At 57.9% G+C, this 16228-nt stretch carries 18 protein-coding genes and 1 riboswitch; of the genes, 9 read left to right on the top strand and 9 right to left on the bottom strand.

Annotated elements, in window-relative coordinates; genetic code table 11:
• Window positions 1-233, top strand: a 233-nt coding sequence (locus JRJ26_18330; GenBank protein ID MBW2059451.1) for a hypothetical protein, incomplete at its 5' end; no start/stop codon positions are given.
• A 39-nt stretch (window positions 234-272) separates the two neighbouring features.
• Here JRJ26_18330 and JRJ26_18325 read toward each other — a convergent pair.
• From JRJ26_18325 to JRJ26_18300, 6 genes are all read right to left on the bottom strand, one after another.
• Window positions 273-809, bottom strand: coding sequence for a DUF4019 domain-containing protein (locus tag JRJ26_18325; protein MBW2059450.1), 537 nt, complete (start codon window positions 807-809; stop codon window positions 273-275).
• A complete protein-coding gene (locus JRJ26_18320; GenBank protein ID MBW2059449.1) occupies window positions 698-1339 on the bottom strand; it encodes a DNA-3-methyladenine glycosylase 2 family protein in 642 nt (213 codons plus the stop codon). The genes JRJ26_18325 and JRJ26_18320 overlap by 112 nt, the downstream gene beginning before the upstream one ends.
• Before the next feature lie 108 nt (window positions 1340-1447).
• Complete coding sequence (locus JRJ26_18315) at window positions 1448-1666, bottom strand: hypothetical protein (protein ID MBW2059448.1); 219 nt, start codon at window positions 1664-1666, stop codon at window positions 1448-1450.
• 226 nt (window positions 1667-1892) lie between these two features.
• Window positions 1893-2021, bottom strand: coding sequence for a hypothetical protein (locus JRJ26_18310; protein MBW2059447.1), 129 nt, complete (start codon window positions 2019-2021; stop codon window positions 1893-1895).
• 43 nt (window positions 2022-2064) lie between these two features.
• Complete coding sequence (locus tag JRJ26_18305) at window positions 2065-2733, bottom strand: corrinoid protein (protein MBW2059446.1); 669 nt, start codon at window positions 2731-2733, stop codon at window positions 2065-2067.
• A 3-nt stretch (window positions 2734-2736) separates the two neighbouring features.
• Entirely contained in the window at window positions 2737-4194 is a 1458-nt protein-coding gene (locus tag JRJ26_18300; protein ID MBW2059445.1) for a trimethylamine methyltransferase family protein, read from the bottom strand.
• 549 nt (window positions 4195-4743) lie between these two features.
• Between JRJ26_18300 and JRJ26_18295 the strand changes: the two genes are divergently transcribed.
• From JRJ26_18295 to JRJ26_18275, 5 genes are all read left to right on the top strand, one after another.
• Window positions 4744-5796: a dipeptidase gene (locus tag JRJ26_18295; protein ID MBW2059444.1), complete on the top strand. Its 1053-nt coding sequence runs from the start codon at window positions 4744-4746 to the stop codon at window positions 5794-5796.
• 60 nt (window positions 5797-5856) lie between these two features.
• Window positions 5857-7944 carry a molybdopterin-dependent oxidoreductase gene (locus JRJ26_18290; GenBank protein ID MBW2059443.1) on the top strand — a complete coding sequence of 696 codons (2088 nt, stop codon included), beginning with the start codon at window positions 5857-5859 and terminating at the stop codon, window positions 7942-7944.
• A 233-nt stretch (window positions 7945-8177) separates the two neighbouring features.
• Complete coding sequence (locus tag JRJ26_18285) at window positions 8178-8549, top strand: winged helix-turn-helix transcriptional regulator (protein ID MBW2059442.1); 372 nt, start codon at window positions 8178-8180, stop codon at window positions 8547-8549.
• Between the two features lie 86 nt (window positions 8550-8635).
• Window positions 8636-9649: a carbon monoxide dehydrogenase gene (locus JRJ26_18280; protein MBW2059441.1), complete on the top strand. Its 1014-nt coding sequence runs from the start codon at window positions 8636-8638 to the stop codon at window positions 9647-9649.
• 1 nt (window position 9650) lies between these two features.
• Window positions 9651-9953 (top strand): 4Fe-4S binding protein, encoded by a 303-nt coding sequence (locus tag JRJ26_18275; protein MBW2059440.1) that lies wholly within the window; start codon window positions 9651-9653, stop codon window positions 9951-9953.
• Between the two features lie 47 nt (window positions 9954-10000).
• On the opposite strand, the gene cytX is transcribed toward JRJ26_18275, so the two are convergent.
• The gene (gene cytX / locus JRJ26_18270; GenBank protein ID MBW2059439.1) at window positions 10001-11272 is read right to left on the bottom strand and encodes a putative hydroxymethylpyrimidine transporter CytX; all 1272 of its coding nucleotides are present in this window, start codon (window positions 11270-11272) and stop codon (window positions 10001-10003) included.
• A gap of 237 nt (window positions 11273-11509) precedes the next feature.
• Window positions 11510-11639, bottom strand: a riboswitch (TPP riboswitch).
• Window positions 11640-11959: 320 nt separating this feature from the next.
• Between cytX and JRJ26_18265 the strand changes: the two genes are divergently transcribed.
• Window positions 11960-12433 carry a SoxR reducing system RseC family protein gene (locus JRJ26_18265; protein ID MBW2059438.1) on the top strand — a complete coding sequence of 158 codons (474 nt, stop codon included), beginning with the start codon at window positions 11960-11962 and terminating at the stop codon, window positions 12431-12433.
• A 63-nt stretch (window positions 12434-12496) separates the two neighbouring features.
• On the opposite strand, the gene JRJ26_18260 is transcribed toward JRJ26_18265, so the two are convergent.
• Window positions 12497-12709: a hypothetical protein gene (locus tag JRJ26_18260; protein ID MBW2059437.1), complete on the bottom strand. Its 213-nt coding sequence runs from the start codon at window positions 12707-12709 to the stop codon at window positions 12497-12499.
• Between the two features lie 85 nt (window positions 12710-12794).
• Entirely contained in the window at window positions 12795-14171 is a 1377-nt protein-coding gene (locus JRJ26_18255; GenBank protein MBW2059436.1) for a hypothetical protein, read from the bottom strand.
• Window positions 14172-14542: 371 nt separating this feature from the next.
• Between JRJ26_18255 and JRJ26_18250 the strand changes: the two genes are divergently transcribed.
• Entirely contained in the window at window positions 14543-15307 is a 765-nt protein-coding gene (locus JRJ26_18250) for a hypothetical protein (protein ID MBW2059435.1), read from the top strand.
• Between the two features lie 293 nt (window positions 15308-15600).
• Window positions 15601-16228 (top strand): DUF72 domain-containing protein (locus JRJ26_18245; GenBank protein ID MBW2059434.1); only part of this gene is annotated, 628 nt, incomplete at its 3' end.

The raw sequence follows: 16228 nt of genomic DNA, 5'->3' as shown, positions 1-16228 counted from the left end.
TATCCCGGGACGATCTCGTGACCGGTGGCGGCGAGTCGAGAGACATCGCCATCTACTTGATGAAAAGATTGACAGGCATGACCAACAGCCAAATCGGACAGCTTTTTGGCGGTCTCAGTTATTCTGGTGTGGCCAAGATTCACCAGAGGTTCTCGACAAAGTTAGCAAGGGACGAGCCATTGAGAAAACGGATCAAGGCGATTAAGACCAATCTGTCCAATGTCAAGGGCTGACCCCGTATTCCCCGTATTCCATTGAAGGCTCAGGTGTACCTATTTGATGTAGTACCCAGAGACCCTCCAGTTCCCGTCCGGATCGACCATGGGAGTGACCGTCTCCACTGCAGAGCTTTTTTTCTCAAAGGAGGTGTGGTACTGGATGACGACGTACTGGCCATCAGGGGCACCCGGGAGCGACGTTGTGTACTGTTTGGTTTTGAGCTCTCTGGATAGCACTTTCCCAAGTGGCTCTCTTATTGCCTTCAGAGATCGACGCCACTGTGCTTTGGTTACGGCCCTCCTGAAGTACCCTGCCGCTGTCTCCCAACTCCTTGCGTATTTGCCCTCGTCTATCAGGGCCAGCCATGCCTCGGCCGCATCTAGAGCCCCTTGCACCGCGGCCTTCTCACATCTTGCCGTGGGGGTTAGGAGAAGGGCGAAAAGGAGACCCACCAGAAGCATCGCTCTTGCTCTTCTTTTCATCGGTACCTCCTCACTAAAGGATTGCTCAGGTAGTAGTGCCACAAGAGCCGGGCCGCAACGGCGCGCCAGGGTTTCCAGGTCTCGCTGATGGCCATGAGCTCTTGCCATGAAGGTCGTGCCTTAAGCCTCTTGACCCGCTCGACAGCTGCATTCAGGGCCAGATCCCCCATGGGCCAGACATCTGGTCGTCGAAGAGCCATTACGAGATAGATGTCTGCCGTCCATCTACCGATCCCCTTTATCTTGACCAACTGAGCTCGGGCTTGATCGTCGTCCATCGCCTCCAGCCATTCCAGACAAAGCGAGCCTTCGGTGATTGCCTTGGCGAGGTTCCTACAGTATCGGGTCTTCTGGCTACTGAATCCCATCTGCCTCAGTCTCTCCCCGTTCAGTTCGAGGAACCGGTCCGGGGTGAGAGCCGGGACGGATTGCCGGAGCCGCTTGAAAGCCGCCCTGGCAGAAGCAAGAGAAACCTGTTGCTCGAGGATTACCCGCACAAGGGTCGGAAAGCCTGGTCCGCGCACCCACATAGGGGGCGGCCCAAGACTCGAAAGGACACAGCCAAGGTCAGGGTCTCGATCTCCAAGTATTCCAAGGGCCCGGTCAAAGGCGGGTTTTGTGAGGCGTTCAACCTTCATAGACACCGTGCCCCGAGGCCTGCAGTATTGAAGAGGTTAAGTAATCCATGTGCCCCTGTCAAGTCTGATGAGAATAGGGACGGTCAAAAGGGGAGATTATCTCCGTCTCTATCGGTTCCGGGGCTTTGCGTGATAGAAGGCCGAGGGGGCTCCGATGGCTCTGAATCGGATGGCTTTCTCGATAAGCAGATCACCGAATCCTGTCTTGGCCCATTTGGCGTGTTCCTCGAAATGTACCTCAACCCTGTCGGGCCCTGCCTGTTTGGCCAGGATGGTTGCGCCATGGGCTGCCGGCTCGCCGGTGACCTCTGGGAATTGGTGAGCCAAGAGAGACAGGGGAACAACGCTTCAGGGTCCGATAATCAGTCGGCCCCGGTCACCCGGACGGATGTGGCTGTTCCCGCGCCGAGGCCGATCGCCGTAGTATCTGCGGCAGCCACATTAATGGGGCTTCGAATACCATCCATGATTGCATTGGCGGCAAGGGAAGTAGAAAGGGAAACAAGGGCGATTTCGGGAATCAGGCAGGGCTCGATCTTTTCCAGGACCCTACCTATACCGAGAGAGAGATCCGGCCTGGTCGTTCTGCTTTTTGCCGACCCGATGGCCTGCGGGTGCCAAGGTCCACCACAACGAGATCGGTGAAGGTTCCCCCTGCGTCTATTCCCAGTCCTTTGTTCACCTTCTACCTGCCGCCCGTGGGATGGAAGCATTGGATTTCCGGGCTATTTTCGGCCTTTCAGGGGAGGATTCTGCACCAGCTTCTTGACGAGCTCCACGGCTCGAGCCGCGTCCGGGCCATAGCCGTCAGCGCCAATCGAGTCGGCGAACTCCTGTGAGACAGGTGCCCCTCCGATAATGACCTTGAACCGGTCCCGAATACCCTCTTCTGTAAGGATATCGATCAGGTCCTTCATTCGGGGCACGGTTGTGGTCAACAAGGCGGAAAGGCCGATGACATCCACCTGGAGATCTCTGGCCTTTTGGACGATTGATTCTGCAGGTTGGTCCACACCGAGATCGTGCACCATGAACCCTGCGGCCTTCATGAGCAGTACTACGATGTTCTTGCCTATATCGTGGATGTCGCCCCTGACCGTGGACATGACCACCTTGGCAGGAGTGGGGGCTTCGGTTCCGCCTTTGACGAGTTCCGGTTCGATGACCGCCAGGGCGGCCTCAGTGACCCGAGCCGCAATCATCAGTTCGGGAAGGAAGGCCTGCCCCCTCTGGTACTTCTCTCCGATCGTATCCATGCCCGTCCGAATCCCCGTGTTTATGATATCGAGAGGATCGATCCCAGCGGCTAGAGCCTCACGGGAGAGTCTCTCGGTCTTTTCGGTGTTTAGATCGACAATGGCTCGAGAGAGCCTCTCGAGGATTTCCAATGGCATCGGTTAAGCCCTCCCGTACCCTTCCTCCGCCTTTTCCAGAATCAACCGGAATTCCCGATCAACGTCCTCGGGCAGTGGCGGGACTTGGTGGGTGTTGAGGATCTGGCAGGCCTTCTCCCTTGCTACCTCCATCACGGTCTTCTTCCCCTCCTTTTCCCAGTCCTCCCTGATCTGGCGGTTGCTGATTTTCGGAATAAAGTGCTCCCTGGAGATACTTCGGAGGGTGTGCATCTCCCCCAGGAAGTTCCCCCTAGGCCCGACTTTCTCTATGACGTCGACGGCAAGGGTCTCTCTGGAGACCTCGATTCCGGAAAGAACCCGTGCCACCATGCCGAGTATCTCGTTGTCGATGACATACTGTTCATAGCTCGAGGTGAGGCAGCTTTCCAGGAGACCCGCGGCATCGTGGATGTAATTGCCTCCGCCTAGAGCGATCAGCAGAGCCTGGAGGGCCTTTTCGTATCCGGCCTGGCAATCGGAGGTCTTGGAATCCGTCATGCCTCCCGTTGCATAGATGGGGAGCCTGTAGAACTTCGCAATCTGGGTTGCCGCCACGTTCATGATTCCCAGTTCCACCGCTCCGGAGGCGAAAAGCCCGGTCCTCATGTCGCTCAGGGATCCCACGTTGCCCCACATTACGGGAACTCCAGGCGAAACGAGTTCGGCAAGAGTAATTCCTGCAAGTGTCTCGGCCGTGTTCAAGACCAGGGCCCCTGCCAGGGTGGCAGGGCCTGTGGTCCCGTTCTGCGGCTCTGATCCAATGATCATGGGCACTCCCAACTTGGCAAGCTCGATGATGATATCCACATTGGTGTATTCCCACTGGAGAGGAGAGACGGCGAGCATGTTCAGGATGATATACGGCTTGATGCGGAACTCATCCATCCCTCCTGCCAGGATCTCACCCATGCGGATCATGTCAAGGGCGGTCTCGGTGCTGTAAGGGGTGTTTGAGATCTGTTTCACCGTGTTGCTGAAAGCAGCGTATGCCATATAGAGATCGGCCAACTTCTGGTTAACGTCGCTGGGATGGATCATTCCCTTGTAGAAGTGGATATTCTCCAGTGCGTCGATTAGTCTGGGAAAATCCCGGGCGTCCTGGAGCGTTCCCAGCCGGCACTTTCCTGTACAGGGATCGATGACCTTGATCGACAGGGTGCCGGGGCCGAAATAGACCCGGTCTTGTTCGGCATAGATGTCATACTCTGGGTTGCGGGCAGGCAGATGGATGCGGTCTGGCGTTTGGGCAAGAGCGTGCTCAACCAGGGAAGAGGGGAAACGGACCACCCGGGCCTGATGATCCACTCTGGCCCCTGCCTCTTCGAAGATCTTCAGGGCCCCTTCGTGGTCAAAGAAGCATCCAACCCGCTGGAGCACATCCAGTGCGGCAAAATGAATCTCGCGGAGCTGTTGATCGGTTAAGAACCGAAGCTGCCCTCCTCTCAGATTCCATATGTCCATGGTCCCTCCGTGTGCGGGTTTCAAATCCCTCCGGCCGGCCCCGCCGCCTGGGCAGCAGGAGCCCGACGGTTTGTCAGGCCGCTGATCTCCGCATCACCATGCTGGATGAGAATCATATCGAATATCGAATTGCCTGTCTTGTAGGTAAGATAATGGGCCGAGAGAACGCAAAAGTCAAGCAGACTATCTCTTGGCCACCAGGTGGAGAAAGGGGGACCAGAAGGGCATTGACAAAATCATCCGGGAAGGATATGGCTTCTGGTATCCTGGACGAGGGCTCTTTTGTAGGCATCGGTTTTGGGGTTTCACTGTAAGCCCATGGGATGATGAGGACCGATCGATGGATCAAGGGGGATTCTCACGGACAGAGGGTCGCCCGCCCGGCGGCCGTAGGAGAAGAGAGGAGTGGATGGACCCGCTGATTTTTCGGTGGCAGGGTGGTACCGGAAGGTCGCTCGACCACCGTGTAAAGGGGCCGGATCGTTTGGCGTCGATCTGGGCGACGACCGAGAGAGGCCATGGATACAAACAACCTGAGGGAGGAGACAGATGAAGCTGACCGAAGGCCAGGAAGAACGAGCGCGGGTACTTCACGAAAGATGCCTTGTCTTTGACATGCACTCAGACATCTCCTGCGAAGTCGTTAGGCGACACTACTACGGGGAGGAGCGGGTTCTTGACACGGTCTTTTACCCGGCACTGAAAGGAGGCGGCGTGGATGCACTTTGGATTTCCACGCCCGCCCACATCATGCACTACCCTTCCTATCGTGGAAACTACCTGGAAGCGGGCATGCGCATGATGGACGCCATGCTTGTGGAGGTCGAAGCATGTTCTGACCATTTTCGACTTGCCACCTCGGGCGCGGAAGTAGAGCAGGCAAAAAGAGACGGGAAGATAGCCGTCCTCCTCGGTTTCGAAGGGGCCGAGCCGGTCGAGAGTGAGCTCGGTAACCTGCGGAATTTCTACCGTCTCGGGCTCCGGGAGATCGAGTTGACCTGGAACTACAGGAACCAGGTGTGCGACGGCATCTATGAGACCAGAAACGCGGGTTTGACCGATTTCGGCCGGGAAATGATTCATGAGATGAACAGGCTGGGTATGCTCATCGACACCTCCCATATCAACAGCAGGGGGTTGGACGACGCGCTGGAGGCGTCTGGAAAACCGATCTATATGTCTCATACGGCCGCGCGCGCTCTGGTCGATCATCCCAGAAACATCACCGACCAGCAGGCCAGGGCGATCGCCGAACAGGGGGGGGTCATCGGGGTCTGCTTTCTTCCCCAGTTTGTCGCCTCAAAGGGGGCGACAGTTGAGCATATCCTCGACCATCTGGATCATTTCGTTGATCTTGTCGGGTCAGAGCATGTGGGCCTGGGGCCCGATTATATCGACTACTGTTTGGAAGTGATGCGCGGAGCCCTTAAGGGGATGGCCTACGATTCGGGGGAGACCTTCAGGTACCCGGAGGATGCAGAGGATGCCACAAAGCTTCCCAATATCACCCGGGGTATGGTGGCCAGGGGATACGGGGACGATGACATAGAGAATGTCCTGGGCCGGTCCATGCTCAGGTTGATCAAAGAGGTCGTCGGGTAGGGAGGAGAGGATGGACCGAAGCGTCCGATTCGGACAGCACCGTTCCGGCAGGAGGGCCCGATGGTGACCCGCACAGTGAGGAGCTGCTGCAGGGGGTGCCACGGTGGATGTGGTGTCCTGGTCACGGTCCAAGAGGACCTGGTGAAAGAGATCCGGGGAGATCCAGACTGCCCGATCAATCGAGGCTGGCTCTGCATCAAGGGGAAGTATGCCCATACCATAGCTCACAACCCCAAACGACTGCTCCATCCCCTTCGCAAAAGAGGGGGGAGTTGGCAGAGGATCTCCTGGTCCGATGCCCTGGGAGAGATCAGCGAACGCCTTCTAAGTATCAAGGAGCGGTTTGGAGCAGAGTCGATTGTACTCGGCTATGGGACCGGCCGTGATAACGAGGCCTTTGTCTATCGCTTTGCCAATACCCTGGGTACCCCGAACGTCCTGACAGCAGGCCACGTCTGTTATGGTCCCAGGATTGCCGCTTCAATCAGCCGCTGCGGCAACCTGCCCGTGGTGGACTATGAGGGTGATCCCGGGTGCATCGTTGTCTGGGGGGCAAACCCTCTGGTATCCAACCCGGATGAGTACAAGGGGATCTACCTCAGCAGGGCTCTTAGGAGAGGGGCCAGGCTGATTACCATCGATCCCCGCCGGACGGTTCTGGCCAGCCGGGCCGATGTCTGGCTATCTCTCAAGCCGGGCACTGATGGAGCCCTTGCCTGGGGAATGGTTAGGGCCATCATAGACAACGGGTGGTACGACGAGACCTTTGTCCGGGACTACGTCCATGGCTGGGACGCTTTCTGCAAGCGGGCTGAGCAGTACAGCCTCGCCTGGGCAGGGGAAAAGACAGGCCTGAGCGAGGGCGAAATCACTTCGGCAGCCGAGCTCTTTGCCAGGACAAAGCCCTCGGCCATCCACTGGGGCGTGGCTCTGGAACAGAGCAGGAACTGCATCAACACCATCAGCCTCCTCATCTGTCTGATGGCCATGACTGGCAACATGGACAGACCCGGCGGCAATGTCTTCTACCCTGCCCCGCCTGTGGTTAGGACGTCCCAATTGGGCGGGCACCGCCTCTTACCCGAACAGGCACGCCAGAAGAGACTAGGGGCGAGCAGGTTCCGCCTGGCCGACATGATCGGCGTGATCAACCCCAAGGCTGTCTGGGACGCTATTCTGGAGGGGAAACCATACCCTGTGAAGGCCCTCTTTCTCGTCAGTACGAATCCGGTGGTCACCCGGGCCAACGCGCGGGAGGTCAGGGCCGCTCTGGAGGCGGTCGATTTCATGGTGGTGGCTGATTTCTTCATGACTCCCACGGCCCGGGAGGCCGACATCGTGCTCCCAGCTTCCACATGGCTCGAACACGACTACGTGGCCGACCTCTGGAAGCGGCATGGATCGGTTCAGGCCCGGCAGAAGGCGGTCCAGGTGGGTGAGTGCCGTTCTGATTATGAAATCCTCAACGAGCTGGGCAAGAGGTGCACCGACCCCGCTCTCTGGTGGCCCACGATCAGGGATGCACTCAACGAGATTCTGGCTCCCTCGGGTCTTAACTGGGAGGAGTTCTGCAGCCGGGGCTATCTCCAGGGCCAGAGGATCTTTCGGAAGTATCTCAACAAAGGGTTCTCCACGGCCACGGGCAAAGTGGAATTCTCCTCAACGGTCATGGAACGGCTGGGCTACGATCCTCTCCCCGGTTATGAAGATCCACCCGAGGCTCCGTGGAGTGACCCGGAGCTGCTCGATCTTTATCCCTGCCAGCTCATTACTGGAGCGAGGATACCCGGCTTTTTCCACAGTGAGAACCGGGTCTCCGGCCCCCTGCGCGAGAGGCGTCCAGATCCTCTGGTAGAGATCCATCCGGACCTGGCTGCACAGAAAGGGATCCGGAGTGGCGACTGGGTGAGGATCGGGTCGCCCCGGGGGAGCGCCCTCTTGCGGGCGAGGGTGACAGACGGCGTGCCAAGGGGGGTCGTGGCGGCTGACCACGGCTGGTGGTTTCCCGAGATGGAGGGAGACCTCGGCTGGGACCGGTCCAACATCAACATGCTCACCGACAATTCCTATGAGAAGTGTGATCCGGCCATGGGCGCGACCAACCTGCGGGTCTTGCCGTGCAGTATCGAGAAGGTGGATCGGGCGTGACTGGGAGGTTCCAGGCACCAGGGGTCTCGGCTGAGAGAAGCAGGAGCCCATGGCACCGAGCCCGATAGCCTCGAGGGAGGGGATTTTGGGTTTGCATTATATGATTGAATCCGCATATAATCATATAGTCTCTTCTTAGCCGGCCTTTTTACAGAAATACCGGATCATCCTCGCTTTGCCGGGTGCGCGCCAGCGGCGGGGAGCCGGATCTTCGGCCGTGGAAGGAGGGGGCTTTGAGAGAGATCGTAAGACAGTTCAAGGCACTTTCCGACGAGACCCGTCTCAGGATCATAGGTCTTTTGTTCGAGGGTGAACTCTGCGTCTGCCATCTGGTGGAGGTACTCGGGCTGCCCCAGTCGAACGTTTCCCGCCACATGGCCTATTTGAGGAACGCAGGTCTGGTGCAGGACCGGAGAGAGGGGGTCTGGATTTATTATTCCCTGGCGGAGCCGGCCAATGGGATCCATGCCTGCCAGTTGCGCTGCCTTGCAGATTGGTTCGGTCAAGGTGGGTACGAGGTCCTGAGAAGAGACCGGGCAAGGCTGGAGATGCTCAGGACGAGACAACCCGGTGCCTCTTGCACTCCCCGAAAAGAGTCTCTCTGAGCGATCTGAATCGGGGGCGGAAATGGGGCCGGGTCCGTCTCGGTTCTTCCGGATTCGGGTCCCTGAATCTGGAAAGGGGAGAATGGATGGAGCCGAAGAAGGTCCAAGAATCGACGGGACCGCAGATCCGTAAGACCGGGAGTACCATCGGCCTTTCCGACCGATGGGATCATTTTGTCGCGCGGTGGGGCATCAGGCGTGAGCGGCACCGCGTGGAACCGGGTCTTTACAGCCTCGGAGAGCCCACTTCGGACTCGCCTGTCCTTGTCACGGCCAACTACACCTTGAGCTTTGATGCGCTGCGTGCCGCATTGGCCGGCCACGACTGTTACATCCTGGCACTCGACACCCAGGGCATCAACGTGTGGTGTGCGGCAGGAAAGGGGACTTTCGGAACAGATGAGCTAGTTCACCGGATGGAGGCGGAAGGGCTCCATGGGATTGTTACCCACAGGGTGCTGATACTTCCTCAATTGGGTGCCCCTGGGGTGGCTGCCCACGAAGTGAGAAGACGATCGGGTTTCACGGTCCAGTACGGTCCTGTCCGGGCGGCGGGCCTGCCCGAGTATCTGAGGACCCACCAGGCGACCCCCGAGATGCGGCGTGTCTCTTTCCCCTTATGGGATCGTCTGGTCCTGATCCCGGTGGAACTCGTCCATGTCCTTCTTCCCATGGCTGTGGCAGGGGCGGGGATGTTTCTCCTTGGGGGGTTGCTGGTTTCACTGGGAGTCGTATCTGCGATTCTTACCGGAGTCATCCTTTTCCCTATCCTGCTTCCCTGGCTTCCGACCCCGAATTTTGCCACAAAGGGGGCTGTCTTGGGTGCGGCGGCGGCTTTGCCCTTTGCCCTTGCCGCTACTTTCGGCCATCCCGAATGGGCCTGGTGGATGCGTCTTGGGTGGGGGGCCATAGCACTGCTCGGTCTTGCTCCGATCACCGCCTTTCTCGCCCTCAACTTCACCGGGTCTACGCCTTTTACTTCGAGAAGCGGAGTCCGGACCGAGATATTCACCTATATTCCCAAAATGGCCGTTACCTTCGGTTCAGGGCTCTGTATGGCTCTCGTCCTGTCCCTTGTCCGATTGGTCGGAGGTTCGTGACATGTTCATAAGCGCGTATGAGACCAACACCCTCCGCTACGATTCCGAGAGGTGCATCAATTGCGGCATGTGCAGTCTTGTCTGCCCCCATGGTGTTTTTGCTCCTGGGGAGGCCACGGCTGAACTCGTCCGCGGCGAGGCATGCATGGAATGCGGGGCGTGCCGGCTCAACTGCCCAGCAGAGGCGATCGAGGTGGAGAGCGGGGTGGGCTGCGCGGCTGCCATGATTCGCGCCGCCCTTACGGGGCGGAAAGAGGCCTCTTGCGGTCCCGTGGATTCATCGTGCTGCTCGGCCCGCCGGTAGGCTGAAGTCCTCCACCCGCAGGCAGGAAACCGCTCGATCCGATTGTCTCAATGGTTCTTGGCTTTGCCGATTCTCACCAGAGCGAAGTAGACAGCACCGGCAATGATGAAGCTGGGTATGGCTCCTCCAAGCTGCCAATCCCTTCCGAGCTTGAAGAGTCCGATGCCAACGGCCCATGACACCATGGCCTTCCAGTGGATTCCCCCTTCATACCAGTAAGCCGTGTGGGCGAACAGGGCATCCGGCAGGAGGGTCCGCCTCCTGACCAGGAAATAGTCGGTCAGGACGACTCCAAAAAGGGGACAGAACACGTACCCGATGATTTCGAGAAACCTCGTGTAGGTCTCGGGATACTCTCCGAAGACAAGCGCCACGATCGTTCCCACAGCGCCTCCGATGAGGATCCCCTTCTTCTCCCCCAACCTGGGAAAGATGTTCAAGGCCGAGACGGCCGTGGAATAGATGTCGAGAAAGGTTGTGGTGAAGGTCGAAAAGAGCACGATAACCATCGCCGGAATGACCAGACCGAAGGAGACCAGGAGCTCGAGGACCATGGCGTCGGGAGTGTCGGAGCCCGTGGCCAATGCGGCTGCCAATCCTATGAGGTACATCCAGGAGCTGATGAAAAAGTATCCCAGCCAAGTTCCCCAGAAGCTCCCGCCGTCATTTTTTGCATAGCGGGAATAGTCGCACACCAGAGGAAGCCATGAGATGGGCATGATGATCACGTAATCGAGTCCCAGCATGAAGGGCAGGCCGCCGGTTGCTCTGTGTTCCAGCAACCTCTGGATTCCATACTCTCTGAAAACGAGGTAGGTCATGATGATACAGAGGATAACAAGGCCCGTCACCGCCACTCGATGAAGCCATTTCCAGAACCTGTGTCCCACCAGGGCCCACAGGGTTGTGACCACTCCGAGCAGCAGGATCCAAAGCCTTGGGGTGAAGATTGGAGATCCCTTTGTGAAAGTGGCCGCCGCCTGCCCGCCGATCCAGACCATGACCGCCGTCCATCCGATGAGCTGAAAGATATTGAGCAACGCCGCCACATAAGAGCCCCGCTCGCCGAAGGCCGGCCGAGTACTAACCATGGTTGGGATACCCCATCTGCTTCCTATGAGGCCACCCAGGGCAAGGGGGGTGTTGCCTATGACGTGGCCCAGGAGAATCACCACGAGACCCGCAGCATAACCCATTGGTACCAGAATTCCTCCCGCCCAGATCTCGGCAAGAGACACTGCCGCCCCTGCCCAGAGGAGGAAGAAATCAAGGCCGTTCAACGTTCTTTGAGACTCTGAAACCGGTTCCACTTCTTTCATCTCGTTTCCCTCCCTCGCCGGCAGGAGACGGAACCGTCCACTCCGCCGGACCCTCTGGATTTCCTCCCTACTACAAACAGAATATACCGGCCGTGATGCTCGGCGCGCACACCGTACCCGGGATGCCGGTTCTTACTTGTTCCATCTCCCTTGGAAGAAAACGGTCTGAAGGCTGCAGGCAGGAGAGAATACGAAGAAAAAAGCCGCAATCCCGAAGCTTAGAATTGCGGCCCACTATCCGCTCGATCGCCGCTTTCCCTACGTCGGAATTACCCGTACAGGTTCAAGGGGTCATTCCGCCTACCCGGAGAATAACCTCTCCCGGATTTCGGAATTTCTCAGCCTACCAGCTCCCCCAGCGTTACCCAAATTGTATCTGCAACCTATGTTTAACTCATCCCGGCCTGCTTGTCAACCGGGGATTAGGTATCGGGAGTTCCGGCCGTGTTTCATGGGGAATTGGCCCTGCGAGTCTTTGACTCTGGAGCAAGTGTCGGTTCCTGAGACATGGGAGGGTCCTCGGATTCCTCCTCTGCCAGGAGGCTCCCAGCCGGCAGAGGCATGGGAGCCGTAGGCTTTTCCTTACTGTGGTATAATGAAGATAAAGGTGGACGTTTTTGGGTGCAAAACCTGCACACTCGGTCAAGACGCAAGGGAGTAGGTGCCGGTCACCGGAAAGAGGTGGTAATGCTGCAGGAGATAGGGGTTGTGACAGGACTCAAACCGAACGGATTTGCCTCTGTCAGAGCTACGGGTGGTGAGGGCTGTGAGGGCTGTGCCAGCAGGGGCGTCTGTCATGCCCTTGGAGGAGGGAGGGAGAGGGAGGTAACCGCCGTCAACCGGGCAGGAGCCGCCGCGGGAGACCGTGTCCTGATTTCCATCGGTTCGGGGTCCTTCTTGAAAGCCTCCTTCGTCGCCTATCTGGTCCCGGTTCTTGCCCTCATTGTCGGCAGTGTTATCGGGAAAACCTATAGTGCCTCGATCTGGGCCGGGGGAAACCCTGACGTAGTCTCGATCCTAGCGGGTCTTGTCTCCTTCGGGGCCTGTTTGGGGGTTATACGCCTGTTCAGCGGGTTTCTCCGGGGAGATTCGAGGTACTATCCTGTAATAGAAAGAGTCGTCGATTCTCTCGAGTCCTCTGAGACGGAGTCCTGGGACTAGGCGGCCGGGCCATCTTGCGGCGGTTGTTCCCTCTTGAGTGGGACTATACCCACGGACTGGGGGTCAGTAGTCGTTGCCCGGCATCGCGTCGGGTCCGTTGGAGCCGTCGTGGCGGACACCGGTCCAGGCACGGAGTTCGAAAGTGATGGTTCCCTCGCTATCCTGAATCTTGACGACCTCCACGGATTGGTTGGTAACGAGCTTATCACGGATCATCTCCCACCTGGTCTGAGCTGGCGTTTCCTGAGGGATTTGGACGCGCGCATACCGTGCCATGGATTGCCTCCGCCCTTGGAAGTTTCCGCCCGGTCCAGGAGTTACAAGGTCCTGTATATGACGCCCCTGGACCGGGTCGTGTATCTCAGTCGATCGGCCCGAGTGCCTCCTTCAGGGCGTGGATGACCTTACGATGCCTCGGGCCGTCGGGGGGCTCGGAGGAGATGTAGAGACCTATGAGTAGAGTGAAAAGATCCGGGCGGTCCTCTGGGGGACCTTTATACATTGCATAGATCGTTTCGACCTCTCCGGCTATCTCTGCCATAACACGCTTGCGAACCCCTTCCCTTTCAGGAGCCTTGGCTTCCTGGAGGAGGAGGCTTAGCTCCTGCTGGGTTTCCGAGAACCCCGGAGCCTGAGGAACGAGGTTTTCAGTCAAGACGGCATGAGTCGGGATGGGAGAACCGAGAAAACCGCCAGGACCGATCTTCATGTCAAAGCCGAGGTATCCGACAACCAATGGCCGTGCGAATCTCTCTGAAAGGCTGATCGACCGGGCCGACGCGCTCACCACCGTGATCGAGCCCCTGGGTACACCCGCCCTCTCCCCGCCTCCGTCACGGAGAGCGGAGGCGATCATGGAGCTGAGTTTTTCCAGGTTCGAGGTGTAGCTGGAGATTGTTGCCCTCTCCGTTTGTGTACCTCCGCCGGAAATCAAAAGGTCAACGGGTCTTGGCAGGCCGCCGGAGACCGATGCTCTGGTCCGGCTCGTGTCCTGAAGGGATACGTTGAGCTCGCCTGCCAGGTAGACGCGGCTCACAACGCGGACATAGTTTGTCTTTTCCTCATTGGACGCGAAATTGGCCAGAAAACGGAGGTTCTTGGATTCCCAGTTCTCTACATCCCGGTAGAGGGAGACCGAATCGATCCCGTAAGTTCGAGCGTCAGAGATCGTTATACTCGCCGAAGCCGTATCAGTGCCCAGGAGACTGAGCCCCACCGCAACCCCATAGACCGGCACTGCCAAATTGAGTCCTCCACCACGCCTGATGGAGAAGCTGTAAGATGGAAAGGAGGCCTGGGGTGCCTGGGTCCACGCGGTCTCCTGACCAGGGGAGAGCCAGAACTCGGGCAGTCTCTTCGAATCGCTGCCGACACCGAAGGAGCTCTCATAGAAGCGCGCATATCCTGTCGGGTTGAGCCTGGCGATAAGGTTGTCCAAGGGCAAGAAGCCTTTCTTCTCGTAGAGGGACTGTTGCCTGTCTATCGGGACCTGGACCAGGAACATGTCTCCGGGTTGGAGATCCTCTGTCAGTGGATAGACAGGAATGACCTGGCCAGCCCGGATAATCATGCACCAGTTGCGTGCCACACTCTCCAATTGGGATTTCCGGCTGGGAATGCAACCGGCAAGAGCGACGGTCACTGCCAGAAACAGGGCGAGCAGAAATCTTCCGATAAGGCCATCCCCTCCAATGAGAGAAATACGGGTAGCCTTTCCATCCGTTTTTCCATGGGCCACGGAGTTGAGTCTCCCTTCCGACATTGGGTCAGTATAAGGGCGGGATTGTTCCGTGTCAATCCCGGTGATGAGAAGCAGGGAGGGCTTGCAAGGTCTGCAGAGAGTGCGTCGTTTTTTTGATCACGCCGTCTCGTCTGTCCGGCTCCTGTTTCAGTGCCGTAAAGGGGGAAGGCAAGGAGTCTTTAGAGGTTCGAGGGCCGGGATTGAAGAGTAAAGTTCTGGAGGGGCCGTGCCGATAGAACTAGGAGAAGTCTTTTGTTCATTGTTGATCGAGCGGTTTTTCTGCTTGTTTCGGCACGACGCACGGTCAGCCCCGTTGCAGGCGAACCTGAGAGTAAGGGCCGGGGAATTTGGCCCCCTCTTCATAACCCATGACGGCTACAGGCGGCATACAGCGACTCGACAATCCCATGCTTCGCTACAGGCTCGATCTGGGCGAACCTGGGATCGCCGCTCCTGCTCGAGCAAGCCAGAGTATTGCAAGGGTCGGCAGCCACGAGCTCGGAAACGTCCTCCGTTTCAAGAGAAAGGCCGCTCGTGAAGGGGGAGTCGTTGTCTATCAGAGTATCAAGCTGAATCTGAGCCAGAGAGGGCCTTTTCTGGCAGCCGTAAGCGGTCGCTCCGAGGCGAGGATCCTCTTCATAGGAGGAAGACGGGGCGATCCTAACCGGCCAGAAGGGGAATCGGAAGAGAGTCCGCCGGCTTCAGGGCAGACCGAGCCTCTCAAGAAGGCCTTGGAAGGCCCGGCAAAGGCCGCGGGCAATCTGCTTTCCACTCTGTCGAGGCAGTCTGACATTGCCCGGCTTCAGGCTGAGAAGGCCCGGCTTCAAAGAGCACTGCAAAAAAGGGAAACAGATTCGAATTCCGAAAAGTCCGGTCTGCCTAAACCTCTGGCCGGTCTGGCACGTCATGCCGTTTCGTTGCCGGATCACATGGCTGATCCTTTTCAGAACTCACCCGGGGAGGCCGTCGAGAAGTATCGAATCCAGCAGAAGATACAGGAGATAAACCAGGAGATCAGCAACCTCACCTTCGAGCGGCGGCCGGAGGAAGAAGACGCATCTGACGCTCCCTCCGCACAGGCGCCCGGCGAGAACCTTTCGGTTGAGTCTCTTGTTGTCGACTTGCTGGTCTAGGGAGATGGGGTCAACCCTTTTTTTGACACTTCCTGGCGAAAGCGCTGTCTTTTTGGTTAGCCCTTACCCTCCCCTGAGCTCGACCTCCCCCCACCCACTCCCCTCCGTGGAACCTTGATCGGCGAACCGTGCCCGTTGGTCTGCAATGCGGGCAATCTATCATGATCCATACCGGGCCGGTCCGTGCGGGAGGAGAGCCGGTAAGCTGTTCCAGAGCGCCCATCCCCTTCTTACGAAAATCTGGTAGAATAAATATGAGTCTTCCTTTCTCTTCTCAGGGGACGACGGGTTCAATGGGCAAGCTTCACATAGGAACCAGCGGCTATAACTACCCTCACTGGGGCAGAGGAGTCTTCTACCCTCGGGATGTTCCCCAGCGTCAATGGCTCGAATACTACAGCCGCTATTTTGATACGGTCGAGCTCAATGTTACGTTCTATAGGCTCCCCAAGAGAGAGGTGTTTGAAGGCTGGTACCAGAGGACGCCCGAGGGGTTTGTCTTTGCCGTCAAGGGGAGCCGGTACATAACCCACATCAGGAGGCTGAGAGAGTGCGAGGAGCCGATAGAAAGGTTCTCCGAAAACCTTCAGGCCTTGAGGGAAAAACTCCAGGTCATTCTCTGGCAACTTCCTCCTCGTTTCACCTACCAGAGGGAAAGGCTGGTCGCTTTTTCCGGACTGATAGCTGCGTCTCCTCTTTTGAACAAGATACGGCATGCCTTTGAATTTCGCCACGAGAGCTGGTTTGTGCCTGAGGCTGCAAAGGTTCTGGAAGAATACGGGTTTTCCTTTTGTATCTCAGACTCGCCGCATCTCCCTTCAGCCGAGACGGTCACCGCCGATTTCGTCTATCTCCGTTTCCACGGGAGCCACTCCCTGTACAGCTCGAAATACACGGAACAGGAGCTCGTCCACTGGGCCT

This window comes from Deltaproteobacteria bacterium (assembly GCA_019308905.1).
Taxonomy (GTDB): domain Bacteria; phylum Desulfobacterota; class BSN033; order WVXP01; family WVXP01; genus JAFDHF01.
This window is presented reverse-complemented; position numbering and strand designations above follow the sequence as displayed.